The following is a 24,460-nucleotide window of genomic DNA, read 5'->3' as shown; positions in this document are numbered from 1 at the left end:
CTTTTTCACGTCCAATCTCCTTCTCGTTGGGGATTGGACTCCAAAGCAGCTTGCTACTCAATTGAGGGGGGGCGTCGGCAGGCTCTGGAGAGCGGGGCGGAATGTGCTGCAGTACTTCAGCAGCTTGCTGCTGTGCGCGGGGCGGTCAATGGTTTGATGGCGACGGTTCTGGAGAGCTATCTGCGTGAAGAGTTCCCGCATAGCGACACCCACACCGACTCTCAAAGGAAGTCGATTGACGAGACCATCTCTATTGTCCGCTCCTATCTCCGTTAGTCAGTTCGCGACATTGCTTGATGGCGCTAGTACTAAGTAGAGGAGGCAATCTATGGGTGTCCGAACTACTTCATTTCCAAGTAGAACCCGCCATTCCTAACCCCTTCGTGGGTTAGGGCGTCACGACTAGGACGTTGAGGCCTTTCCAGGAGGCTCCAAGGCATGCTGGATGATGTCAGTCGAGTTGCGCCTGTCTGTATTTCTTGGAGCGGGCAATCTCTGTCGGCATCGTTGCCTTCGGCATCTGACTGAGTCATGGGAGGCCCTTTGAAGTGAGCTTCCAGCCTCGTTGCGACTCCCATGCGGTCCGCGCCTGGCTGGAAGGTGGGAGAGCAAGGGCCTGCGATCTATGCGGTGCTGTCCTCCCAGCTTGTTGTGGTTCCCACTACCGCCCTACACCAGAGCCGGCTCCACCACACGACCTTTCGCTGAGCTATCGCACAAGCAAGTGATAGACCTCCCGTGAGCGGTGTTTAGAAGATCATCCATTCTTGAGGCTATGTATGAATGACCCATCCGGCCTGAGCCAAGCTGCAGGCACGCCAGCAGAAGGCTACGTATATGGGATGCCGGCGCACGCGGACCGCCGCGCCGCCGTTGAGGAAGTCCATGCGCGACCGCACCTTCTCACCCAGTCTCCGCGAAGCCTTCTCCAGCTCTCCTTCATGACAGAAGGGGACATGAGTCGAGATCGTGCCGCGATCGACGATCTTTCAGGTCGTATGGGGGCTGCAGTCGAGGATCACACCACACCTCATCACGCGCTTACGTGGAATGAGGGTGATCTGCACTGCGAGAAGCACACTGAGTTCTCTTCCTACCTCTGGAGCGCACCACTGAGCTCAGAAACAGGTGAGCCTTGTGGGGACAACCCGTTTAGACAGGGATTCAAGCCGCCAGGACCCGTGATCTCGGCTGTTAGCGTCAGGCTTTTGCCTTGGACCGCGGAGGCGGAGAAGGAAATAGATTGCTTTGATCCCGTCAGCCGCTGCTACTCGCTGGTTGAGAACGGTGCCGCGGCCATTGTGACCGACTTCCGTCAAGACGAGGAAGGGCTAACCCACATGCTCATCCTTGATCGCGACCTGACTCCGGCGCGGGCAGGAGCGCTGGCGCAACGACTGCTCGAGGTCGAGACATACCGAACGCTTGCCCTCCTAGCGCTACCGCTGACTCGTTCCATGACGTCGAATCTTCGTCGCATGGAGGCGCGTCTGGCTGCAATTACTGAAGAGATGCGCAGGGCCTCCGGCGGACGTCGTGACAGTGACGTGCTCCTCTCGGATTTGACCAGCCTGGCTGCAGAGTTGGAGGCGGACGCCGCGGCAAATCTCTATAGGTTTGGTGCAAGTCGGGCTTACTACGAAATTGTTGAAGAGCGACTGGATGCGTTGGCGGAGGATCAAGTTGCCGGCTATAGCACCTGGGCGGACTTCTTGTATCGAAGGATTGCACCGGCCATGCGAACTTGCCAGTCAGTGAAGGAGCGACAGGGGAAGCTCTCAGACAAGTTGACGCGCTCGATCTCGCTCCTCCGGTCGTGGATTGATGTTGAGCTCGAGCGGCAGAACCGCGACCTACTGGCGTCCATGAATGAACGGGCGAAGGTTCAGCTGCGCCTGCAGCAGACGGTGGAAGGTTTGTCGGTGGCCGCCATCTCGTACTACGTCGTGAGTCTTCTCGCATACCTGCTCAAGGGTTTGCCTGGGACGCATGACATCGCAGCAACCGTCACTGCGATCTTGGTTCCCGCTGTATTGCTGCTGATTTGGTGGATTGTCCGAAGGATCAGGCATGCACACGGTGACTCGGCAGTCGAGGACAAGGCCTAAAGCCTCGCTTAAGGCCACATTCGATTCGCGATAGATGGCCTATCAAATTCAACTCAGAGGAAAGAACAATGGAACGCATTGAGCGTCACGCAAGCTTCGGTGGATGGCAGGACGTCTACCAGCATGAATCATCCAGCCTTGGTTGCACCATGAAGTTTGGAGTCTATCTCCCTCCGCAGGCGTCCAGCGGCCCGGTACCTGTTCTCTACTGGCTCTCTGGCCTGACGTGCACAGAGCAGAACTTCATCACCAAGTCTGCAGTGCAGCAGCTCGCTGCTGAGCATGGCATTGCCATCGTTGCTCCGGATACAAGTCCGCGCGGAGAGTCCGTCGCGGATGATCCAGCTTACGATCTCGGCCAAGGTGCGGGGTTCTACGTCAATGCCACCGAGGCACCGTGGTCCGACCACTACCGCATGTATGACTACGTTGTAAGTGAGCTGCCTGCTCTCGTTGAGAAGAACTTCCCTGTTAGCCAGGCTCGCTCAATTAGCGGCCACTCAATGGGCGGCCACGGTGCCTTGGTCATCGCTTTGCGAAATCCAGGTCGCTATCGCAGCGTATCCGCCTTCTCTCCGATCGTGGCACCCACCCAGGCTCCTTGGGGCCAGAAGGCGTTTTCGGCCTACTTGGGGGGAGATCAGGAGCAGTGGCGGCAGTATGACGCCGTGGAGCTGATTGCAGATGCAAAGGAGCGCCTGCCCCTGCTCGTGGATCAAGGGCTCAGCGATGATTTCTTGCAGAATCAGCTCCGCCCCGAACTGCTTCAAGATGCATGCGCCAAGGTGAATCATCCGCTTTCGCTGAACCTTCGCGATGGTTACGACCATAGCTACTACTTCATCTCCAGCTTCATTGCCGATCATCTCAAGCACCACGCATCGGCGCTGAACACCTAACCAAGGAGTGCTGCCGTGATCAAGACCTCCAGAAATCGTCATCAAGTTGTGATCGTTGGGGCGGGCTTCGGCGGACTGGAGGCCGCCACGCACCTTGAAGGAGTGGATGTCGATGTAACAATCATTGACCGGCGGAACTATCACTTGTTCCAGCCGCTGCTCTACCAGGTGGCTGGTGCGTCACTGTCACCGTCGGAGATCGCATGGCCGATCCGCTATCTGTTCCGTGACCGCCCGGAGGTCAGAACCCTCATGGCGGAGGTCGAGGGTGTGGATAAAGCTGCCCGCCAAGTGATCCTTCAGGACGGCACTCGATACCCTTACGACACCCTTGTGCTCGCTACGGGAGCAACACATGCCTACTTTGGGCATGACGAATGGTCGAAGTACGCTCCAGGCCTGAAGAGCCTGGAGGATGCAACAACCATTCGAGGCAGGATCTTGAGCGCGTTCGAGCAAGCGGAGCTCTGCAATGATCCCGAGGTTCGAGAGGCCCTTCAAACCTTTGTGATCATTGGTGGTGGGCCTACAGGTGTCGAGCTTGCCGGAACCATCGCGGAGCTGGCGCGTGGCACGCTGCAGGATGACTTTCGGTCAGTTGATCCCAGCAAAACCCGGGTATTTCTCATTGAGGCGGGTCCGCGGCTGCTCCCCGTCTTTCCTGAAAAGCTCTCCGAGTACACGAGGCGCGCCCTCGAGAAGCTTGGGGTATCCGTTTTGTTGGGGGCCCCTGTCACCGAGTGCGCCTCTGATGGGGTGATGCTCAATGGCAAGAAGCTGGCGGCATCCACAATCGTCTGGGCAGCGGGAGTTCAGGCGTCTCCAGCCGCACGTTGGCTCGACACCGAATCAGATCGGGCGGGGCGCGCAATCGTCGGCCCTGATCTAACGGTGCCTGGTTCCCCCAACATTTTCGTGATCGGGGACACTGCTTCATCAGCCACTGCGGACGGAAAGACCGTTCCTGGAATCGCGCCGGCGGCCAAGCAGCAAGGCAAGTACGTCGCGGGCCAGATTGAAGGGCTGATAACAGGGGCGCGGAGGACCGCTGCATTCAAGTACCGGCACCAGGGCAACCTCGCCACGATTGGACGCAGCCTTGCAGTAATCGATATGGGGAAGCTAAAGCTGAGCGGAGGAATCGCATGGTGGATCTGGAAGCTCGCTCACATCTACTTCCTTATCGGAGTGCGAAATCGCCTGAGCGTCGCAATGAGCTGGGTATGGAATCACAGCGTTGGATACAGAGGGGCTCGCATCATCCTCCGTGAAAAAGCAAGCAATGCCACAAGCGGCTCATTGGATGGGAAGCTGAAATAGGGGCCAAGACGCTCTGAATGCACACTCGCAACTGACTTCCCGAAGGAGAACACCTTGGCAGATCTATTCACAGCGAAACCAAGGGCACCACTGGCCGAACTGCTACGACCGAAGTCTCTCGACGAGTTCGTTGGGCAGCAACACCTGCTGGGGCCGGGGAAGCCTTTGCGTCTTGCCTTTGAAGCAAGAAGTCTGCACTCCTTCATCATGTGGGGGCCCCCGGGCGTCGGTAAGACCACCCTGGGGCGCCTCGCAGCGATGGTGACTGACAGTCACTTCATTGCGATCTCCGCCGTACTCGCCGGGGTAAAGGACATCAGGCAGGCCATTGATGATGCGCGGGCCGAACTCGACGTCCGCGGTCGCTCCACGGTACTTTTCGTCGACGAAATTCACCGGTTCAACAAGGCCCAGCAGGATGCGCTGCTACCTCACGTTGAATCAGGGCTACTCACGCTGGTGGGCGGCACCACAGAGCATCCAGGACTGGCCGTTAACTCGGCGCTGCTTTCGCGCGCGCAGGTGTACACACTTGAGCCTCTGTCTGACGCAGATCTTGAGAAGCTCTACGAACGCGCCAGACCTCACTTGCGAGGCGTTGACCTCTCCGATCCCGCATTGCAGCTGCTGAAGGGCTTCGCTGATGGTGATGGCCGCAGATTCCTGAATCTTCTCGAGCAGGTCTCAACTGCGGCCTCTGAGAAGCGGGTGGAAGAGGTGGATCTTGAGTTTGCCAAGCGCTCCACCAGCCCGTCACTGCGTCGATTCGATAAGGGCGGGGACGAGTTCTATTGGCAGCTCTCCGCGTTTCACAAATCACTGCGTGGCTCTGATCCCGACGCCTCCCTCTACTGGCTAGCGCGCATTCTGGATGGGGGCGGGGACGTGAGCCAGGTCACACGTCGAATGATTATTATGGCAAGCGAAGATATCGGAAATGCTGATCCGGGCGCTCTGCACTTGGCCATCCACGCTGCGCAGGCGTATGAGCGACTTGGCTCTCCTGAAGGTGAAATTGTCTTGGCCCAGGCTGCGACCTATCTGGCGCTCTCCCCCAAGTCGAATGCGTCCTATGCGGCTTGGGATCTAGCAAGGGCCTTCGTCAAGGAGCACGGATCATTACCAGTTCCCATGCATCTTCGGAATGCTCCAGCGAAGCTTATGAGGCAGATGGGGTATCGACAAGCATATCGCTACGCGCATCATGAGCCAGACGGCTACGCAGCTGGACAGACGTACCTGCCGGAGGGTGTGGAGAGGCCGAACTGGTATCGGCCCACTGATCGGGGAGCTGAGCGCGCCTTGGCTGAGAGACAGGCATGGCAGCGAGCCTTGGATGAAGAGGCATCGCAAACCGAAGCCGATCCCTCTTCGGGCCAGTGATCCAGCTGAACTTAACGTCTACAACCTACAGAGACATGCACATGCCAAACGCCACATTCGGTGAAGCTTCCTGCAGTGTCGCAGCAAGCGGCCTTGTAGAGGTGCGCGGTGCGCGTGAGAACAACCTTAGAGACGTTGATGTCTCAATTCCTCGCAACGCACTGGTCGTCTTTTCCGGTGTATCCGGTTCCGGGAAGTCATCTCTTGCATTCGGGACAATCTATGCGGAAGCTCAAAGGAGGTACTTTGAGTCCGTTGCTCCCTATGCTCGACGCCTAATCGATCAGGCAGGCGTCCCTGATGTTGACTCCATCGATGGACTCCCGCCGGCAGTAGCGCTGCAGCAGCAGCGTGGTGCCAGCAATGCGCGATCTTCGGTGGGTAGCGTCACCACGCTATCCAGCCTCATTCGTATGATGTATTCCCGCGCGGGAGCATATCCGGCTGATCAGCCTATGCTTTATGCCGAGGACTTCTCACCCAATACTCCCCAGGGCGCATGCGCGACCTGCCATGGCCTTGGCCATGTGTACGAGGTGACAGAGGCCCTCATGGTGCCGGATCCAAAGCTGAGCATCCGTGAGCGTGCCATTGCTTCGTGGCCACCTGCATGGCACGGGCAGAACCTTCGCGACATTCTGGTGACGCTGGGCTACGACATTGATAGGCCTTGGAAGGACCTTCCCAAGAAAGACCGCGATTGGATTCTGTTTACCGAGGAGTCGCCCACTGTGCCGGTCTATGCTGGGTTCACGCCGGCGGAGACGCGTGCGGCCCTGAAGCGTAAAACTGAGCCGAGCTACATGGGAACCTTCACTGGCGCCCGTAGGTATGTCCTGCACACGTTTGCTAACACGCAAAGTGCCCTGATGAGGCGCCGCGTATCGCGATACATGGAGGGTAAGCTTTGTCCCACCTGCCATGGCAAGCGCCTTAAGGCAGAGTCGCTGTCAGTGACATTTGCGGGTGTGGACATTGGTCAATTCATGCAGATGCCTCTTGACCAACTGGCTTCCCTGCTCGAGCCCATTTCTCAAGGAGACTTCAGTGCTCATGCTGGCGGGGGCAAGGCGAACAAGGAAGCCACCCGTCGTGATCGCGCCGATAGGGCGGCCAGTGGGCGGGCGGTCCACGCGGTGTCTCCTGACGTCCGCCGCACCTCAGCGCTGTCGGAGGAGAAGCGCCTGGCCGCGCAGCGCCTCGCTAGTGGAGTGATGAGCCGAATCAGTCAGTTGCGTGGCCTTGGGCTTGGCTATCTAACTTTGGATCGCGCTACGCCGACATTGTCCGCTGGCGAGCTGCAGCGATTGAGACTCGCCACGCAGTTGAGCTCGCTGCTCTTTGGCGTGGTGTACGTGTTGGACGAGCCGTCGGCAGGTCTTCATCCCTCCGACAGCCAGGCTCTCTATGACGCCTTGGACCGCCTCCGCGACGGTGGTAATTCCGTATTTGTTGTGGAGCACGATCTGGAGCTGATGCGCCGTGCCCAGTGGTTGGTGGATGTTGGGCCTGAGGCGGGAGAGCGGGGCGGCAAAGTGCTCTACAGCGGAGAGCCGGATGGTCTTCGTGACATCGACGAGTCACGTACCGCGTTGTACCTCTTTGACAAGGTCCCGCCCCCTAGTGGCCAAGAGCGTCAAGCGAGTGGTTGGCTGGAACTTCAGGGCATCCAGCGTCACAACCTGAAGCGCATTGATGCGAAGATACCTCTGGGCATCCTCACCGCGGTGACCGGGATTTCGGGATCGGGCAAGTCCAGCCTCGTCGCCCAAGCGTTGCCGGAGCTGATGATGCTTCAACTTGGACACGAGCCTGAAGACGACGCGGTGGAAACGGGGGCAGCAGACGGGCCAACCGTCATCGAGACGACAGGGGGACACCTCGGCGGAGATGTCGATGCTATTCAGCGTCTCGTCCAGGTTGATCAGAAGCCAATCGGACGGACGCCGCGATCGAATCTCGCGACTTACACCGGCCTTTTCGATCATGTTCGAAAGCTGTTTGCCGCAACACCAGATGCGCGGCGTCGACGTTACGACGCAGGTCGATTCTCCTTCAACGTGGCCAAGGGACGTTGTGAGACGTGCGAAGGGGAGGGGTTCGTGAGCGTCGAGCTGCTGTTTATGCCTAGCGTCTATGCACCGTGCCCAACGTGCCACGGTGCGCGATACAACGAAGCTACGCTGAAGGTGCTTTGGAACGGTAAGAACATTGCAGACGTTCTGCGGATGACTGTCGAGGATGCACGTGAATTCTTTGGCGATGAGGACGCGATCGCTCGCCCACTTCAGTTGCTGAAGGAGATTGGCCTTGGATACCTTCGACTGGGCCAGCCGGCTACCGAGCTATCGGGTGGTGAAGCGCAGCGCATCAAGCTGGCCACAGAGCTTCAACGAAGCCAGCGCGGGCGGACACTGTATGTCCTGGATGAACCCACTACGGGCCTCCATGCCTCGGACGCGGATAGGCTGCTTGTGCAGCTCCAGCGGCTCGTTGATGCCGGCAATACGGTGGTCATGATTGAGCACGACATGCGTGCCGTTGCTCAGGCGGATTGGGTAATCGACGTGGGTCCAGGTGCCGGTGATGCGGGCGGGCAGATCGTGGCGGCAGGAACTCCAAAACAGGTCGCTCGCGTGAAGAGAAGCCGTACCGCCCCCTTCTTGGCTGAGGAACTCGCCCGCGCGGGTTGACCCGACGCTCTTTTGGCCACCATGAGCGTCCCTGGCGCTCATGGCGGCCAGATCCCGTATCAGAGAGCGGCCAAGCGACTCGGCATTAGCGCTTCCCTGCTTTGGATGGCGTTAGGGCCGAGGTGGGGGAGGGCGCCATCTGCGTAAGGCTTGGTAGTGCTCCGACGGCGGAATGGAGTGCATCGAAAACTACTCTGACGCGAGGTGAGACTGGGCCGCGTTGAGGCCGATAGACGTACAAGCCCCACGGCGCAGGATCGAATTCTTCCATCACACGCTGCAGAACACCTGACTGAATGAGTGGGGCAGCCATGTAATCAGCAAGTTGGGCAAACCCCAAGCCCGCAATGACCCCTGCCATCTCCATGTCGGCATTGTCTGCAATGAAGACCGGTGCTGTCGGCGCCACCTGTACGCCTCCAGCCAGGTACCAGGGCCAGGGCCTGCCTGTATTGATGTCCACCGATGCAACCAGTGGAAACCGCGAGAGCTCGCTAGTCTCCGCTGGTGCTCCGATTCTCTCTACAAGTGCGGGGGAGCCAACGATGTGCAGTCGCATCTCTCCTGCCTTCTTCGCAATGAATCTGCTATCACGCATGAAGCCGACGCGGATTCCGACATCGATCCCTTCATCGACAGCGTCTGCAACCCGATCGCTTAAGCGAACGTCCAAGACAATTCCCGGGTGACTTTGGGTCACTGTATCCAAGGCGGCAAGAACTGCCCTGGAGCCCATGCTGTGAGGGGCACTAATTCGGACTGTGCCCACAATCTGTGAGGCCGTCGCCTTGGTTCGCGGGCGCCACAGCTTGTCTAAGCCCTCAAGCGCCGGCCGCAGCTGATGTAAGAGATCCTCCCCAAAGGCCGTGATGCGAACCTGGCGTGTGCTTCGGTGGAACAACAGCTCCCCGTAATGACTTTCAAGGGCCTGTATCGCTCGGGTGATGGCCTGAGGAGAGCTTCCCAGTCGAACAGCGGCCTCACGAAAGCTCGGCGCCTCAGCCGCGGCCCTAAACGTCTTTAGAAGATCCAGCTCGCTGTTCATCTCAAGGCCCCCATGGTCGTTGGGCTCATATTATTCCATTTCAGGGAATTATGAAATCCTATCAATTCCATATACAACAATTCTTCAGGTCTCCAGAATTCCTCCACACCCTCACCTGACCGGAGAACCTGATGAGCAAGTTCAACTACATCGAAGAGTACTACCAGGCATTCAACCGCGGTGATCGCGACGCGATGCTCTCGATGCTCACTGATGACGTTGTGCACGATCTAAATCAGGGGAGTCGCGAAGTAGGGATCGACGCATTCCGCGCGTTCCTGAGCCGCATGGATTCCTGCTACAGCGAGCAGCTTCACGACATCGTGGTGATGTACAGCAGCGATGGTGCGCGTGCCGGCGCGGAGTACGTGGTGCACGGACTCTACCACCACACGGACGAAGGTCTCCCTGCAGCGGCAGGGCAGATCTATGTTCTTCCCGGTGGCGCGTTCTTTGACATCCGTGATGGAAAGATTGCGCGCGTCACCAACTACTACAACCTGGAGGACTGGATTTCCCAGGTCCACAAGGCGCCCTGAAATGGCTACCAACGTGCGAGTAGAGGTACTGGTCGGCACCGAAATCGAGGACTGGCTCGATCGCGTCGCTCAGTTGCGGATCGAGATATTCAGTAGCTATCCCTACCTGTACGAAGGAGACATGGACTATGAGCGTCACTACCTCCGCAATTATGCGACGTCTGACGGGGGCATCGTTGTCCTGGCCAGGGATGGAAGGGACGTTGTAGGTGCATCGACTGGCCTTCCTTTGTTGAGCGCCGATGCCGCTTTCATTCGTCCCTTCCAGGAGCACGGTCCCCGGCCAGAAGAAGTCTTCTACTGCGGGGAGTCCGTACTGAGGCCGGAGTACAGAGGAGCTGGCTTGGGCCACGTCTTCTTTGATCGAAGAGAGGAGCAAGCCCGACGAAAGGGCTTCAAGTGGTCTTCTTTCGCGTCGGTGGTTCGGTCGGAGACTGATCCGCTTAGGCCACCTGGATATCGAAGCAATGAAGGCTTCTGGACTCGCCGTGGGTATGCACAACAGAGCGCGATGAAGGTCGCTCTTCCTTGGCGGCAGCATGGGGCCACGCACGAAACCGAGCAGACACTTTCACTTTGGCTCCGTTCCTTGGAGGACGTTACATGAAGATTGCAGCAGCTAAGTACGTGATCGGTCGTCCGAAGACCTTTGCCGAGTTCGCTGCGCGCCAGCGCCGAATTCTGAATGACGCACGGGAACAAGGAGTTGAGCTTGCAGTACTTCCGGAATACCTGTCGCTGGAACTGGGTTCGACTCTTCCAGAAGCTCTTCAGCTTAGCCTGAGGTCCACCCTGGAGTCGCTCCAGATCTATCAGAGCGCATGGTGTGAGCTCTATAGCACCTTGGCTGTCGAACTGGGAATGACCATCCAGGCAGGAACGTTCCTCACCGCAACATCCCATGGGATGTATCGCAACCGTGCCTGGTGGTTCACAGCTGATGGTCGCAGCGGATGGCAGGACAAGCTTCAGCTTACTGGCTTCGAGAAGCAGGCAGTTGTCATCGAGCCTGGCGATCGCATCGCGGCGTTTGAGCAGGACGGAAAGCGTGTCGGGATTGCGGTTTGCTATGACAGCGAATTTCCGCTTCCTGTTCGCCTCCAGCAGGAGGCAGGGGTGCGCTTGCTGTTGGTGCCAAGTTGCACCGACACCGACGCCGGTGCCACCCGTGTCGATGTTGGGTGCCGAGCGCGAGCGCTTGAGAATCGGATGTTCGTGGCAAAGGCGGTCACCGCTGGCGTCGCCGACTGGAGTGAAGCGCTTGATGTCAACACCGGTGAGGCAATGATCCTCTCACCGATGGACCATGGCTTCCCCAGTGACGGCGTGCTCGCAGCGACCTCCGACGATCAGGAGTGGGCGATTGCTGACATTGACTTCGCAGCGCTCGAAGCAAGCCGTGCACGAGCGCAGGTAGCCGTCGACAAGGATTGGGATGGTCAGCTCCGCTTCCATTCCGTTGAGGTCCTGAACTAACCAACGTCTAGATGCCTGGGCCATGAAGTGCTCGTGGGCGTCGCTGGCAACTCAAATACCTGGGGAATCAAAATGCATCGTATTGTCATTGTTGGTGGTGGGGCCGGAGGGCTGGAGCTGGCTACGCAGCTGGGCCGGAAGCTCGGGCGCTCAGGGCGAGCAAAAGTCACTCTTGTCGATGCTCGGATGACGCATCTGTGGAAGCCACTTCTTCACGAGGTTGCCTCAGGCGCGTTGGATGCCGCAGAAAGTGAGCTCAACTATCTCGCCCAGGCTAGCTGGAATCACTTCCAGTTTCAGTTGGGGCGGATGACGGGTTTGGATCAGAAGTCCAGAAAGATCGAGCTTGCCCCACTGTACGATGAGGAGGGCAACGTTATTGCGCCCCGTCGCTCGATCTCCTACGACACCCTGGTGATCAGCGTGGGTAGCGGAACGAACGACTTTGGAACTCCCGGTGCAGCGGATCATTGCCTGTTCCTGGACGATCCCGATGCCGCCATTGCTTTCCAGAAGCGGCTGCTGAGCGAGTACATGGGCGCGCAAGCGCGCGGCAAGTCAGAAACACTGGAGGTTGCGATCGTCGGCGCCGGCGCCACCGGTGTCGAGCTGGCGGCCGAGCTGCGTGATGCTGCAAGGCAATTTAGCGCTTATGGGCTGGACAAGATCTCTCCCGAGAATCTGAAAATCACGCTTATCGAGGCTGGTCCGCGAGTGCTGCCAGCTCTGCCAGAGCGCGTGAGCCTGCCGGTCGCCGAGCGACTTGTACATGAAGGCGTTCGTGTCATGTGTGGCTCGGCTGTGACCCTAGTGGATGAAGAGGGCCTGCAACTCGCCAATGGCATCAAGGTTGCTGCGAGGCTGAAGGTATGGGCGGCGGGCATCCGTGCTCCCGTCTTCCTTGCATCCCTCGGGAACCTAAAGACCAATCGCATCAACCAGCTCGAGGTATCTGAAACGCTGCAGACAACGCAGGATCCGAACATCTTCGCATTCGGGGATTGTGCAGCCTGCCCGAATGGACACAGCGGTACAAACGTTCCCCCCAGGGCACAGGCCGCTCATCAGCAGGCTCACTTCCTTGCGCAGGCGATTACCCGCCGTATCGAGGGACGCCCGCTGCCCAGCTTCACCTATCGAGACTATGGATCGCTGGTGTCCCTGTCGAGGGAGGGCGCCGTTGGCACGCTGATGGGTAACCTCATGGGGTCATTCAAGGTCGAGGGCTGGCTGGCCAGGATGTTCTACATCTCACTGTATCGCATGCACCAGAGGAGCCTGTTCGGTACACGCCGGGTGGTTGCGCGCATGCTGGCAGACGCATTGGGACGGAGTACGGAGCCTCGCCTCAAGTTGCATTGATGCGGGCGAGCTGAGGGGCGGAGCTGCGAGTCAACAATTCCAACGCAAGGAATTATGAAATCCAATCTGTTCCATATACAGCAATCCATCGAAGTCCAATACTTGGTCCCAACAGCTCGCCAAGAAGAATGCTGTAGGCGCATTCGACCTGATTGAAACGCGTTCTAGAGCCGGCGCCAGGGGCGGCGCGCCCGATGTACCACTGATCAAGCTCGCCCCAAAGACCGTTGTCGCACTTATCTCGTTACACCCAAGGAGAACTCACATGAAATCCCGTGCAGCCGTTGCATTCGGTCCCGGTCAACCGCTCGAGATCGTCGAAATCGATGTTGCTCCGCCGAAGAAGGGCGAAGTACTGGTGAAGATCACCAGCACTGGTGTCTGCCATACCGACGCATTCACCCTGTCGGGCAATGACCCTGAAGGCCTGTTCCCGGTGGTGCTGGGCCATGAAGGCGCCGGCATCGTTGTCGAAGTGGGCGAGGGCGTGACCAGTGTGAAGCCCGGCGATCACGTCATCCCGCTGTACACCGCAGAATGCGGTGAGTGTCTGTTCTGCAAGAGCGGCAAGACCAACCTGTGCGTTGCCGTACGCGCCACCCAGGGTAAGGGTGTGATGCCTGATGGCACCAGCCGCTTCAGCTACAACGGCCAGCCGCTGTATCACTACATGGGCTGCTCGACCTTCAGCGAGTACACCGTCGTGGCCGAAGTCTCTCTGGCCAAGATCAATCCGGAAGCGAATCCGGAGCACGTCTGCCTGCTCGGTTGCGGTGTCACCACTGGCATTGGTGCGGTGCACAACACGGCCAAGGTGCAGGAAGGTGACAGCGTGGCCGTGTTCGGCCTCGGTGGCATCGGCCTGGCGGTGATCCAGGGTGCTCGTCAGGCGAAGGCTGGTCGCATCATCGCAGTGGACACCAACCCGTCCAAGTTCGAGTTGGCCAAGCAGTTCGGCGCAACCGAATTCGTGAACCCGAAGGATTACGACCGTCCGGTTCAAGAAGTCATCGTTGAGATGACCGGCTGGGGCGTCGATCACAGCTTCGAGTGCATCGGCAACGTCAATGTGATGCGTTCGGCGCTGGAGTGTGCACACCGCGGCTGGGGCCAGAGCGTTGTCATCGGTGTGGCCGGTGCTGGTCAGGAGATCTCCACCCGTCCGTTCCAGCTCGTGACCGGTCGTCGCTGGATTGGCAGCGCCTTCGGTGGTGTGAAGGGCCGTAGCCAGCTGCCTGGCATGGTCGAAGACGCCATGCGGGGTGAGATCGATCTGGCTCCGTTCGTGACCCATACGATGGGCCTGGAAGCAATCAACGAAGCCTTCGAACTCATGCACGAAGGCAAGTCCATTCGTACTGTCATCAACTACTGATGCACCGCAGCACCGGGCAACCGGTGCTGCACTTCCAACAATAGGAGTTTAAGTCCATGCAACACCAAACTATCCATCCCTCGGTCGATTCCGGCGTCGTTGCCGGAACCGCCGGCTTCAAGGGCGGCACGCTGAAGTGCCTGTGCTCTGACAAGCCGGTTGAGATCTCCGTCGCAAGCAATGTGGCCCACAACCATGCCTGTGGTTGCACCAAGTGCTGGAAGCCGGAAGGCGCCATCTTCTCCGTGGTCGGTGTCGTTCCCCGCGATACCGTTTCGATCACGGCGAATGCCGACAAGCTGGCGATTGTCGATCCGGCTGCGACCATCCAGCGCCACGCGTGCAAGGACTGCGGTGTCCACATGTTTGGCCGCATCGAGAACAAGTCCCATGCCTTCTACGGCCTGGACTTCATTCACGTTGAACTGTCCGAACAGAAGGGCTGGGAAGAACCGCGCTTCGCCGCATTCGTGTCTTCGATCATCGAAGGCGGCGGCGCAAGGCCGGAACAGATGGACGGCGTCCGTAGCCGCCTGAAGGCTCTGTCCCTGGAGCCGTACGACGTGTTGAACCCGCCGCTCATGGATGCGCTGTCCGCGCATGCTGCACGACTCAGCGGCGTTCTCTCCTAAGCAGTGTAAATGCCGCCCCTTGCATGCAAGGGGCGGTACTTCCTGACAGTACGCCACCGGCGTATACATTTTCGCTCAGAGCCTGGAGTCTTCGACCATGTCCTTGCTTCCCCCCAACGCAATGCACGAGCGGACTCTGCAGGGCGTACAGAGCACCGGCAACGCACGGGCAATTACGAAGGCCGCGACTCTCACTGCGGTCATGATGTCCGTCGAAATTGCTGGAGGATGGGCCTTCAACTCGATGGCTCTTCTCGCAGATGGCTGGCACATGAGCTCTCACGTGCTGGTACTCCTGTTCGCACTTTCTATCGCTTGGTACGCTGAGCGGAATCAGAGCCGCCCAGAGCGCGCGGCTCGGGTGCTAGCGGTTGAGCTCATCGCGGCGAGCGTAAGCGCGATGATCATGCTTTGGATTGCCGCTTCGATGGCCTATGAATCGACGGAGCGTCTCCATGCGCCAGAGGCTGTTCAGTACTCAGAAGCGCTTGCCATCGCCGTTGCGGGTTTGATTACAAATATATTCTCAGCGCGGTGGCTACATTCTGCCTACCATCGCGAAGGTGCTGCGGTTGATCACTGCCACGTTCCGCATGAGCGCCATGCTGACGAGAAGGGGGCCGATGCGCGCAGGAGTCCCAATCTTCGTGCGGCCTATCTTCACGTCGCTACGGACACCGCTGTAACGGCACTCGCAATTACTGCACTTGTCGTGGGGATGATCTGGGACGTGACGTGGCTGGACTCAGTCACAGGCCTCATCGGAGCGTCGGTTGTCGCAGTCTGGGCCATTAGATTGCTTCGTAGCTCCATTTCGGCGTGGATAGGTCGGCGTAAGTAGCTAGTGCGGTGGTGCCTCCGTGCTCAGCACGGAGGCTAGCCCTGCGATTGGGAGCCTTCCACAAAACTCGCTGCGACCGGAGTCATTCCTGGACGCATCTGGCGAGCCCGCTGAGCGCATATGCCCCACCTCACATGATGCGGAGTTGCTGGCGGGGTGGCCATTCTCTCAGTCAGAGATCAACAAACTGACTGTGATTCTGAAACGTCCATCTTGAGCGGCTGACGTTGCTTCGCAGCGAGGTGACGTGCCCTTCAGTCTAGGTCAGTACCTGGGGCGCCGGCTGTTGCGGCACTAGGGGAGGGCCTGGACGATCTCTTGCTCAGGCGAACGTCTTGGCGAGCCCAAGAGCGCTAGATACTGCTGCAGGGATGCGCCGCCTTTGAAAGCAATTGGCGTGCGGCCGGCTGATGGCCTGGTGTATGGCTCAAACCCCTTCCTCCGGGTCTACTGCGACAGCGCATTAGATCTTCAATTGAACCTCACATTGAGTCAAATGGCAGCAAGCCCATGAAAAGACTGGCGCTTAGTCGGTTGTCTGTGATGGCGGCACTCGTGTTCCTGGCCGCTGCCCGAGCCCCGGTGGCCCAGGCGGCCGAACAATGTGGCCCGGACGCGATGCGCGATCACCCGCCGCAGATCAGCTTCCGCGTCGACAACGACCTGTTCGGTGGCCGCCACCAAGACCAGGGCTATACCAACGGCGCGCAGCTGACCCTGGTCTCGCCGAACCTGGTCGACTACACCGCCGACCCGTGCCTGCCGCGCATGGCGCGCTGGGTGAACCAGTACCTGGAAGGCCTGCACCCCGGCAGGTTCGAGCAGCAGAACATGATCTTCAGCATCGGCCAGGCCATCTTCACCCCCACCGACCCGACCCGCCGCGACCTGATCGAGGATGACCGGCCGTATGCCGGCGTGCTGCTGGCCAGCTTCGGCTTCAACGCACGCAGCGGCGACCGCCTGCAGACCACCCAGCTGGCCGTGGGCGTGGTCGGGCCCTGGGCCCAGGGCAGGCAGGTGCAGAACGCCGTGCACGACGCGCTAGGGGACGAGAAGTTCAAGGGTTGGGACAACCAGCTGCACAACGAGCCGGTGTTCATGCTGACCCACGAGCGCATGCGCCGCTGGCCGGCCGATGCCAGTGTCAATGCCGGCGGCTGGGGCTGGGATGCGATCAGTCACTATGGCGGTGCGATCGGCAACCTGGAAACCAAGGCCAACGCCGGTGGCGAAGTGCGCTTCGGCTGGAAGCTGCCCGACGACTTCGGCAGCACGCCGCTGCGCCCGGCCGGCGAGAACACCGCGCCGACCCGTGGTGGCCGCCTCAGCGGCTGGTCCTGGCACTTGTTTGCGACCACCGACGCGGCATGGGTAATCCGCGACATCACTCTGGACGGCAATACCTTCCGCAACAGCCACAGCGTGGACAAGCGCCACGTGGTCGCCCAAGGCGGCTACGGCATCGCGGTGATGCGCGGGCGCTGGAGATTCGCAATGGCGCGTTACCACAGCACCCGGGAGTTCTATGGCCAGCGCCAGTCGCCGGTGTTCGGAAGCTTCACTATTAGCCGCTCGCTATAGTAGGTGGCGACGATCGCGGGTGTTCGACCATGCAATGTCCTTGAGTGCAGTACCTCGCAGAGCGACTACAGAAGTAACGCGGGAGTGCATGATGGAGAGTACTGAATGATGCTAATCACCAAGCTCGTCGTAGTCATCGTCGCGCTTGCCGCTGGGATCAAGGTGATTGATTGCTGTGTCGTGTGGGCAGCGCGACGAAGGCTGGAGAAACTTCAGAAGCTAAAGGCGCCGGCCCCATCGAGATCTCCTTTACCCGATGCCCTGGTGGTCTACTACTCTCGCTCTGGGCACACCGCCTTAGCCTCTAGTTATCTGGCGAACCAGTTACACGCCGATCTGCGTGCTGTCGAAGCATTTGACTACTCATTGGGCTTGGCCGGGTGGGTGAATGCTATGGCTGATGGGGGTCTTGATGACGCGTGGATAAATCCCGCGTGGATGGATCTAGCTCCCTATGACGCTATCTATTTGGGAACACCCATCTGGCGTGGTTGCCCAGCGCCGCCGGCTTGGGAGTTTGTTAGGAGCAACATGTTCCCTGGGAAAAAGGTCGTACTAGTCACTACATCCAGAGGATCATGGAAGCAGTCAGCTATTGAGCTCCTTGGGCGAGAGATAGTTCGACGAGGTGCGCGATCATTCGAGCATCGGCCTTTGGCGCGCAAGCGTGCCTGGTTCAGAAGATCGGACCCAGATGATCTCAGAATTACGGATCTGATGTGACCGACCTACCATGAATGCCCCCGGCCAATGCTGCGTTTAGTCGGCACCCCTCGCCTTAGCTAGCGCTATGCCAATCGCCGCGTCGCCCCTTGCTGCACGCTCGTCAACGGCCTAGGGCCGTCCCGAGAGTTTCGTGAGGTGGTTTCATTCGCGATTGTCGAGCCGTCCGTTAGACAACGCATGCTGGAGAGCAATCGCAACCTGCGTCGCGGCGTAGACCCAATCGTTGTCTTCTTCGTACGGATCCACTTCCGAATCTTCTTTGCCACCATGGAAGAGGTTGTTGCGGACTTGCCGCATGGCTTCCACCAGCGCGACCGCATCCGATTCGGCATCCAATGGGCAGGGGCAAAAGCGGGCCACCAAGTTCCCGTTCTCTTCAATAATCATCTGCTTCATGGGGCGCTCATCGCGTTGACAGAGAAGGCGCGCACGCGCCGACTCAGGAACCTCTGACGCGAAATCGTCGCCCAACTTTCGGACGCGCTCTTGCACCTTGCGCCAAGCCACGTCGGACGTCGGTTGCCCCGTCCGGTCTTTCCGGAAGAAGTCCCCGTGCCGTCGGAGCTGGAATTCCAGTTTGCTCACGGTCTTGAGAAGGTCGTAGGCGAGATTGGCGCTTACCGGCATTTCAGCATTCTATGTGAGTAGTGTGAGGTCCGAATCGCAAACTGCCACAGCGAAGGCACAAGGACCACCAAGAAATGGCGCTACTTGAGAGCCGCCTAACACGCGGGAGGATGTCATCCTGTAGGCCGGGCGTCGCACCTCATCTAGATTCTTGACCTATAACCGCTTCGGGCTGGCAACGCAGGTCGGCAGTGACTTGGGACAACTTTGCCTAGACACCGCTAAGAATACTTGGATGGGGTTCGCGTGAAGGCCGCGCTTACGATTCGCCTCTCAGTAGTCGTCCATTGATTGCAGGTGAGTGCTGCGCTTCGACTTGGTGGCTGTCGAGTCTGGGTCGGGTTCATCTCCGTTCACCGTTACCCACTCGATGAGAGGGCCCAGGTCGGATTGGCGGCGGGCTTCCGCATACAGCTTGCTATAGGCGGCCATGGCGTATATCGGCGACAGCATGAGCTCCGCTGCCAAGGCGAAGACATCGGACTCGGGTGGCAGCGACACAGTGGTGAAGGCGCCGCTGTCGGCATCGGTGTGGCGCTCAGCCAGCGCATCCAGAAGACGCCGACGGAGTGCTTGCTGGAAGGGGCTATGGGTGGGATTAGGACACCTCAGGCCGTCTTCGACCGGAACCCAGGTGTCCAGTGACCAGGCGGGGGCGAGCACTTGCGGGGTTGCCGCGTCGTCAATCCCCTGTGCATTACCCTTCAGAGTGCCCATAGCCTGGTCAGAAAGCCGATTTCGCAACAACCAGCGGTCATCAACTGAACGCTGCCAGAGAGTCCATAGACTCCCACCGGACCGCCATTGGCCGATCTCCTCGAACAGTTCGGAGGCCAGTCCGCCTCGCGCCTCCAGCTTTGAGGCAAGGCTCCATGAGGCCGCCAGCGCGGGTGGGTTACGGAGCGGATGGGCCACGTTCGATAGGCCTAGCCATTGCGCGAGCACCGCAAAATCGGATAGACCCTCCCTGATTTCCTTAGGAACGGCTGCAACGCATTGTCCAACGGTATCGATGTGCTGCCCGCCCCGCTGGAAGGCAGCGAGGGCCGCGTACAAGGCCCACATCGGGCTGGCCATTGCTTGCTCGGTTGATGGCACCGCCACCTCCCGGCCGACTGTAAGCTGCGCTCGCGCCGCCTCCGTCGCAAGCCCGATCGGATCGAACAGCAGTGACGCACTTCCCATCCGGACCAGATGGATGGAGGCAGTCGCCAAGTCGAGCATTCGTGCGCCCTGAGTGTCCACCATCGGAGGGGTTGGCGGAGCTGAGGTACAGTCAAGGTAGATCTCGGTACGCCACCCCTTAATCACCGGGACGACCAGTCCGTCTTCATTCGACTCGTCCCAAGGGCTGGCCGTTCGCAGTGCGAGGCTGCCAGCTGTTGCTGCTAATTTGAGGTAGGCGTAGCCGAGCCTGTCGTCCGTACCACTGTGGATGAGGCGCTCCTCCAAGGTTGCCCCTACAAGGGAACTGAGGTGCCACTGCCGCCACGGTGGCGCGGGGTTTAGAGAGCCGTCGGGACTGAAACTGGAGTCGCGCGCGAAGACAAAGACCTCACCGATTTCGCTGAGATCGCGGCTTGGCTCCGTCGGAATCATCGAGTATTCAGCGGCATGAAGGGACTGATTTTGGTGCGTGGTTGACGTGCCGATGACGGGCGCAGCCGCGGAAAATTCGGGCCCGGGCAACCGCTGGTCGAGGGGCGCATCCGCAACAACGAACAGCGATTGCGCCGATTCGGCCCCGACGTGCACCAGGGCTTTGTAGAGTCCCGGAGCTAAGGACAGCGAGACCACTCCCGTACCGATGCTGACACGAGCGTAGCTAGCATCGAGCACCGTGATCTGCGCGTTGGGATTGTCCGTCCTCAACACCACCGGCTGCGCTGCAACCTCGTCGGTTCGCAAAGCGGGCATGTCGATAGGTGCAGCAACGGGAGGGGTGTTGCCTGCAGCTGGCAGCACCGGGTAGGGAACCTCGAAGGCGACGTCGGGTAGATTCCCTGGTGTAACGACGAGATGCAGACCCGGGGTCAGCTCCACGATGGGATGCTCGAGCTGGCGAAGCTGGCTATTGCGTAGCTGCCCATTTGGCGTCATGTCGGTGGGCGGCGCGGGTGGGTAAGGTGAGATGTCAGGATCCGGTTGCCCGTCGATGGCCGCGAATTTAGCAATGATGCGGCTCAGGTCGACGGCAACCCGGCGTGGGAGCGCGGAAGCTGGCGCCGACGCCGGGCGCTGATATATTCGAATCCGCTTCGTTGCGGGAGTCAGTGGTGGCGTGTATCCGGTTTCCTGTTCGTAGCGATCGGCCCATAGCACCTGGAAGTAGTCCGCGACGGCGCGATCCGTCACCCATCCGTCGGCGTCAGGCGGTGCGCTGCGCAGCGCGTCCAGTAGGACGCTAGTGAACAGGCCGCGAGACTGCCCGGCCGGGCCAATGTTGCGCTCAAAGGACTGACGTCCCCGCGGCGCTCCATACGCCTGGAACAATCGGACGTGTGCCGTTCGTTGCCGGTCCGGCGGGGTCCAAGTCGGCTCGAGCACCTGGCTCGCCTTGAGTACGTCCTGGCAGCAGTCCGTTACCAGGATGATTTCATCAAAGAAACCCGCGTTGGCGATTTTCGACGCATAACGCAGGACGGCGATATGCGCCGTGTCGCCGTTTTGCGCGACGGCCGAGAATAGTGCCGGGTCGTGAATCGCCGAACCGGCTGTGAACCCGTGTCCGGCGAAGAACAGATACAAGCGCTGTCCAATGCGGTCATGCCATCCGTTCGGGGTGCGCAGCCATAGATTAAGCGCCTTCTTGAGCTCCTTCTCGGTCGGGTTTGCGTCGTCCGGGGTCGCTGCCACGCCATAATCCTGCGACCGTATGACTTGGATACGTCGGGTGTCCAGGTCGCCGTACTCCGGATCGAGGAGCCATTGCCGGAACTCTTCGCCATCGTTCTCAGGTCCATGGAGGTCACTCAGGCCGGGATAACGGTTAATTGTCAGCACGATCGCGTAGTGATCATCTCGCGGCATGTCCACATCTCTCCCTGTTGCGTACACAAGGGCACCTTTGGCGTGCTCTCGAAGATGTCACCATCCGCCGAGGAGGCTCTCAACGCTGAGCAGCGTATCTTCGTCGTCGTCGAAAGCTCCGTGATCAATGCTTGTGCTGTTCAAGCCTGCTGTCTGTCCTTGGGACTTGGACCAGATCGTACGGTTCGGTGCAGCTCCGAGCCACGCGCGGACTGCACCTATTTCGGGAAACTTGCTATCTGAGTAGATGTGGTGCCAAGCGAAGAAGCGTTCCATGCCCAGCAGCGGCATGTCCGGTTCGTCGACGAGCGTTCCGTCGGAATTTGGGCGCGATTCGAGGACACCCGACACCAGATAGAGGAGGGAGCTGGGATAGATGAAGCGCTTCCAGTCCTGCCCATTGGGAAATTTAGAGTCGTCTCCGACGACCTGATCGTCCCGTTCGAATTCATCGCGCATGCCAAACAAGCGGAAGTGACGGATGCGATCGCCATGTTGGGTGATCGTGGCGGCAAAGCGCTCGTAGGTGATGGCGGGCGCCAGGAACACGACGTCGAATGCAATCTCGGCCGGCAGAAGCTCTGATGCCTTGTCAAGCCAATTGGCGATGTAGACGGCGCCAGTGCTGTGGCCGACTAGAGTGATCCTCGATAGCAGCCCTTCAGAGGCATGGGCGGCACGCAGCCGCTCCAGCAGCGCAGTTCCGGCATACAGGTCGGAGCCGTCGCCGAACGCATCGAGTGAGTCCTGCTTCATGCGGTTCCACTGGAGTGCCTTGCCCCATTCATTGAGTCCACTGCCACCAAAATGAACACCACGCAACACTTCCTCTACGACCGTTGCATACAGGCCGTGATCGCGTTGATCCGCGTACCGACGCAGAACACCCTGCAGGATGCGCTTCACCAGAAGGGAAACTTTGAACCAGACGATCAACCCGCGGCCTCCCTCGACCCCGGCGACCTGCGTTGATACCGCCTGCGAGAACGGGGTATCTCGAACGCTCGCTCCGCCCCCGATGAATGCATCGCGTGCTTCGTCTAACGCGGTTGGCAGGGTTTGCATGGCGACCACAAACTCGCTGTCGGTTTGCAAGTCGGCTTCGATCTCGGCGTCGTCGATCAGCGCACTCGCCGCACGCGCACCTGAGGGCCCCACTACAGGTTTGAAATCACGGTAGGGCACGTGATTGCGACTGGGATCGCTCCAATATGTATCAACTGCCTGGCGGACCTTCCCTGCATCGACGTTGCCCGGCGTGATGGTCCGGGCGCCGTTGCTACCTCCCAAGCGGCGGAGCGCGTACTCTAGCGCCTTGCGCACCAGATTCTTGAATACCGGCTCATCCGGCAGCTCGCGCAGGTTGTTGCGGATCGTTTCAACGAAACCCGACTCCCACACGGAAAAAACCGGATAGGCCGATTGAGAAAAGCGCCCCTCAAGTCGCTGGGCAATACCGATACCCGCGGCCTTGTCGACCAGGCCCCCGTGAAAGTAAAGCAGCAAATGACCACGCCCGTCCTTACGAAGCGCCGTGACGATAGCGTCGATATCCTCTGGCTTCGTATCGGTTCCGGCACCGATACGGCCGTTGCGACTGTGGATTTGATGCAGACTGCCCATACCTGGCCCCCTGTGACCAGAATGATGCCAACCCAGAGTGCCATGAGTTTATGAAGTGGGCAATCAGTAATCGCCTAGGTAGGGATTGGTCACCTCAATGCCGAGTAAGCGAAGGGCTAGAGTTGAATGCCCCGGACCATGCCGCAGCTGGGGCGGTAGTTTGCATTTGGCGCTCGATCGATAGGGACACGAGGGCACGGCTCATCGACCTGATCATTGAGGTACAGACGGAGAATTGGCTTTGAATGCCAATGGCGTCCATCTGATACGGTTCCTATGTAGGGTAGCTACCCAGGCAGGGGTAGCGCGGTATCCGTGCCGGGCCTCAAGTTTGGCTACGATCATGCCATCCGCTAATTCAGCTCGCCAAATAGCCACGGTTGGATCGCGGTTGGATCGTCGACGCAGAGGTGAAATTCGTTCGGCGGCTCCTTCTCTGCATCGGTGGCGCAGCGCAGTTCATGTAGTCGGTATTGGAGTAGTGCGGCACGGGTTCTTAACCTGTAGGCTGCCTTACCTCCGAAATACTCGATACGCACCATATCCTTCTGATCTGGTGTCAGATGCGGATGGGGGACGATCGACAGCTCTACCTGTGTCTGCCAGGCGGCGTCCTGGCTAGGCTCGGCCCGCTCTGGCCGAGGATCAGCCAGCTGTTTCAAGCCGCTCAGCCGATTTATAGACAGGTCCAGGAAGCGTCCGGCTTCCGCCTCGTCCTCGGCGATGACAAATGCGCGAACATGCCAGCGCCTGCCTGCCTGCACCAGCGCATGAGGGAACAGTCGTTTGGTGCGAGGTGCTGGGTTGCGCATGGACCGGTGCTCGCCAACGAGCCCCTTGCCCTCTCTGCAGGCACGATTAAGCAGTGCGAAGTGGCGTCGTTCAACGCCGCCGAGGATAAGCTGGGAGCTCTCGATAAAGCCTGTAGCTTCCTGGGGGCGCTCAAACGCAAGGTACTCTTCGATCAGCCCTTCGGTTAGGAGGGGTCTGAAGCCAGACATCGCCACGTATCCGCGCACATGGCTTCGGTACTCAAGGCCGCCTCCATTGAGTTCAGCATATTGGGTTAGCAATCGACTTACCGTGGTGATATGCAGATCAAACACTTGGCGTACTCGCTCATTGGTGACTTGCCCCTCCCAGAGGAGCAGCGTTTCGATGGCTCGAAGTGTTTCCGGACTTTTGTTTGGATTGGGG

At 59.4% G+C, this 24,460-nt stretch carries 20 protein-coding genes; 15 read left to right on the top strand and 5 right to left on the bottom strand.

Annotation, left to right across the window (positions count from 1 at the left end; translation table 11 throughout):
* Nucleotides 1-33 precede the first annotated feature (33 nt).
* The 6 genes from D7Y61_RS19420 to D7Y61_RS19395 all read left to right on the top strand — a co-directional run bounded on the left by D7Y61_RS19420 (nt 34) and on the right by D7Y61_RS19395 (nt 8,403).
* The gene (locus D7Y61_RS19420; protein ID WP_180868663.1) at nt 34-276 is read left to right on the top strand and encodes a metal-sensing transcriptional repressor; all 243 of its coding nucleotides are present in this window, start codon (nt 34-36) and stop codon (nt 274-276) included.
* A 503-nt stretch (nt 277-779) separates the two neighbouring features.
* Nucleotides 780-2,108, top strand: coding sequence for a DUF3422 family protein (locus D7Y61_RS19415; protein ID WP_026070509.1), 1,329 nt, complete (start codon nt 780-782; stop codon nt 2,106-2,108).
* A 68-nt stretch (nt 2,109-2,176) separates the two neighbouring features.
* Complete coding sequence (gene fghA / locus D7Y61_RS19410; RefSeq protein WP_017354482.1) at nt 2,177-3,007, top strand: S-formylglutathione hydrolase; 831 nt, start codon at nt 2,177-2,179, stop codon at nt 3,005-3,007.
* 15 nt (nt 3,008-3,022) lie between these two features.
* On the top strand, nt 3,023-4,327 hold the full coding sequence (locus tag D7Y61_RS19405) for an NAD(P)/FAD-dependent oxidoreductase (protein WP_026070508.1): 1,305 nt from the start codon (nt 3,023-3,025) through the stop codon (nt 4,325-4,327).
* Between the two features lie 54 nt (nt 4,328-4,381).
* Complete coding sequence (locus D7Y61_RS19400) at nt 4,382-5,710, top strand: replication-associated recombination protein A (RefSeq protein WP_180868657.1); 1,329 nt, start codon at nt 4,382-4,384, stop codon at nt 5,708-5,710.
* A gap of 41 nt (nt 5,711-5,751) precedes the next feature.
* Nucleotides 5,752-8,403, top strand: coding sequence for an excinuclease ABC subunit UvrA (locus D7Y61_RS19395; protein ID WP_026070507.1), 2,652 nt, complete (start codon nt 5,752-5,754; stop codon nt 8,401-8,403).
* Between the two features lie 85 nt (nt 8,404-8,488).
* On the opposite strand, the gene D7Y61_RS19390 is transcribed toward D7Y61_RS19395, so the two are convergent.
* Nucleotides 8,489-9,448, bottom strand: a complete 960-nt coding sequence (locus D7Y61_RS19390) for a LysR family transcriptional regulator (protein ID WP_017354479.1) — start codon at nt 9,446-9,448, stop codon at nt 8,489-8,491.
* Between the two features lie 131 nt (nt 9,449-9,579).
* On the opposite strand from D7Y61_RS19390, the gene D7Y61_RS19385 reads away from it, so the two are divergent.
* The 9 genes from D7Y61_RS19385 (at nt 9,580) to D7Y61_RS22810 (ending at nt 17,980) form a co-directional block, all read left to right on the top strand.
* Nucleotides 9,580-9,987, top strand: a complete 408-nt coding sequence (locus D7Y61_RS19385; protein WP_017354478.1) for a ketosteroid isomerase-related protein — start codon at nt 9,580-9,582, stop codon at nt 9,985-9,987.
* Nucleotide 9,988: 1 nt separating this feature from the next.
* Nucleotides 9,989-10,594 (top strand): GNAT family N-acetyltransferase, encoded by a 606-nt coding sequence (locus tag D7Y61_RS22670; RefSeq protein ID WP_017354477.1) that lies wholly within the window; start codon nt 9,989-9,991, stop codon nt 10,592-10,594.
* Nucleotides 10,591-11,463, top strand: coding sequence for a carbon-nitrogen hydrolase family protein (locus tag D7Y61_RS19380; RefSeq protein WP_017354476.1), 873 nt, complete (start codon nt 10,591-10,593; stop codon nt 11,461-11,463). Before D7Y61_RS22670 ends, D7Y61_RS19380 begins: the two co-directional genes overlap by 4 nt.
* A 72-nt stretch (nt 11,464-11,535) precedes the next feature.
* Entirely contained in the window at nt 11,536-12,825 is a 1,290-nt protein-coding gene (locus D7Y61_RS19375; protein WP_037590709.1) for an NAD(P)/FAD-dependent oxidoreductase, read from the top strand.
* Between the two features lie 265 nt (nt 12,826-13,090).
* Complete coding sequence (locus D7Y61_RS19370; protein WP_005413335.1) at nt 13,091-14,200, top strand: S-(hydroxymethyl)glutathione dehydrogenase/class III alcohol dehydrogenase; 1,110 nt, start codon at nt 13,091-13,093, stop codon at nt 14,198-14,200.
* Between the two features lie 56 nt (nt 14,201-14,256).
* Complete coding sequence (gene gfa, locus D7Y61_RS19365) at nt 14,257-14,832, top strand: S-(hydroxymethyl)glutathione synthase (RefSeq protein ID WP_005413334.1); 576 nt, start codon at nt 14,257-14,259, stop codon at nt 14,830-14,832.
* Between the two features lie 97 nt (nt 14,833-14,929).
* On the top strand, nt 14,930-15,673 hold the full coding sequence (locus D7Y61_RS19360) for a cation diffusion facilitator family transporter (protein ID WP_049400906.1): 744 nt from the start codon (nt 14,930-14,932) through the stop codon (nt 15,671-15,673).
* A 543-nt stretch (nt 15,674-16,216) separates the two neighbouring features.
* A complete protein-coding gene (locus D7Y61_RS19355) occupies nt 16,217-17,257 on the top strand; it encodes a lipid A deacylase LpxR family protein (protein ID WP_017354473.1) in 1,041 nt (346 codons plus the stop codon).
* Nucleotides 17,258-17,362: 105 nt separating this feature from the next.
* Nucleotides 17,363-17,980 (top strand): flavodoxin family protein, encoded by a 618-nt coding sequence (locus tag D7Y61_RS22810; RefSeq protein WP_080355009.1) that lies wholly within the window; start codon nt 17,363-17,365, stop codon nt 17,978-17,980.
* Between the two features lie 144 nt (nt 17,981-18,124).
* Here D7Y61_RS22810 and D7Y61_RS19350 read toward each other — a convergent pair whose 3' ends face one another.
* The 4 genes from D7Y61_RS19350 to D7Y61_RS19335 all read right to left on the bottom strand — a co-directional run.
* A complete protein-coding gene (locus D7Y61_RS19350; RefSeq protein ID WP_017354472.1) occupies nt 18,125-18,610 on the bottom strand; it encodes a hypothetical protein in 486 nt (161 codons plus the stop codon).
* 273 nt (nt 18,611-18,883) lie between these two features.
* Nucleotides 18,884-21,640 (bottom strand): caspase family protein, encoded by a 2,757-nt coding sequence (locus D7Y61_RS19345; RefSeq protein ID WP_180868655.1) that lies wholly within the window; start codon nt 21,638-21,640, stop codon nt 18,884-18,886.
* A 57-nt stretch (nt 21,641-21,697) separates the two neighbouring features.
* The gene (locus D7Y61_RS19340) at nt 21,698-23,263 is read right to left on the bottom strand and encodes a hypothetical protein (RefSeq protein ID WP_017354470.1); all 1,566 of its coding nucleotides are present in this window, start codon (nt 23,261-23,263) and stop codon (nt 21,698-21,700) included.
* A gap of 353 nt (nt 23,264-23,616) precedes the next feature.
* Nucleotides 23,617-24,460: hypothetical protein (locus tag D7Y61_RS19335; RefSeq protein WP_180868654.1), on the bottom strand; the 844-nt coding region annotated here is incomplete at its 5' end.

This window comes from Stenotrophomonas maltophilia, assembly GCF_013464485.1.
GTDB classification, from domain to species: domain Bacteria; phylum Pseudomonadota; class Gammaproteobacteria; order Xanthomonadales; family Xanthomonadaceae; genus Stenotrophomonas; species Stenotrophomonas maltophilia_AW.
Note: the sequence above shows the minus strand (reverse complement) of the source record. Positions and strands in the feature narration are given on the sequence as shown.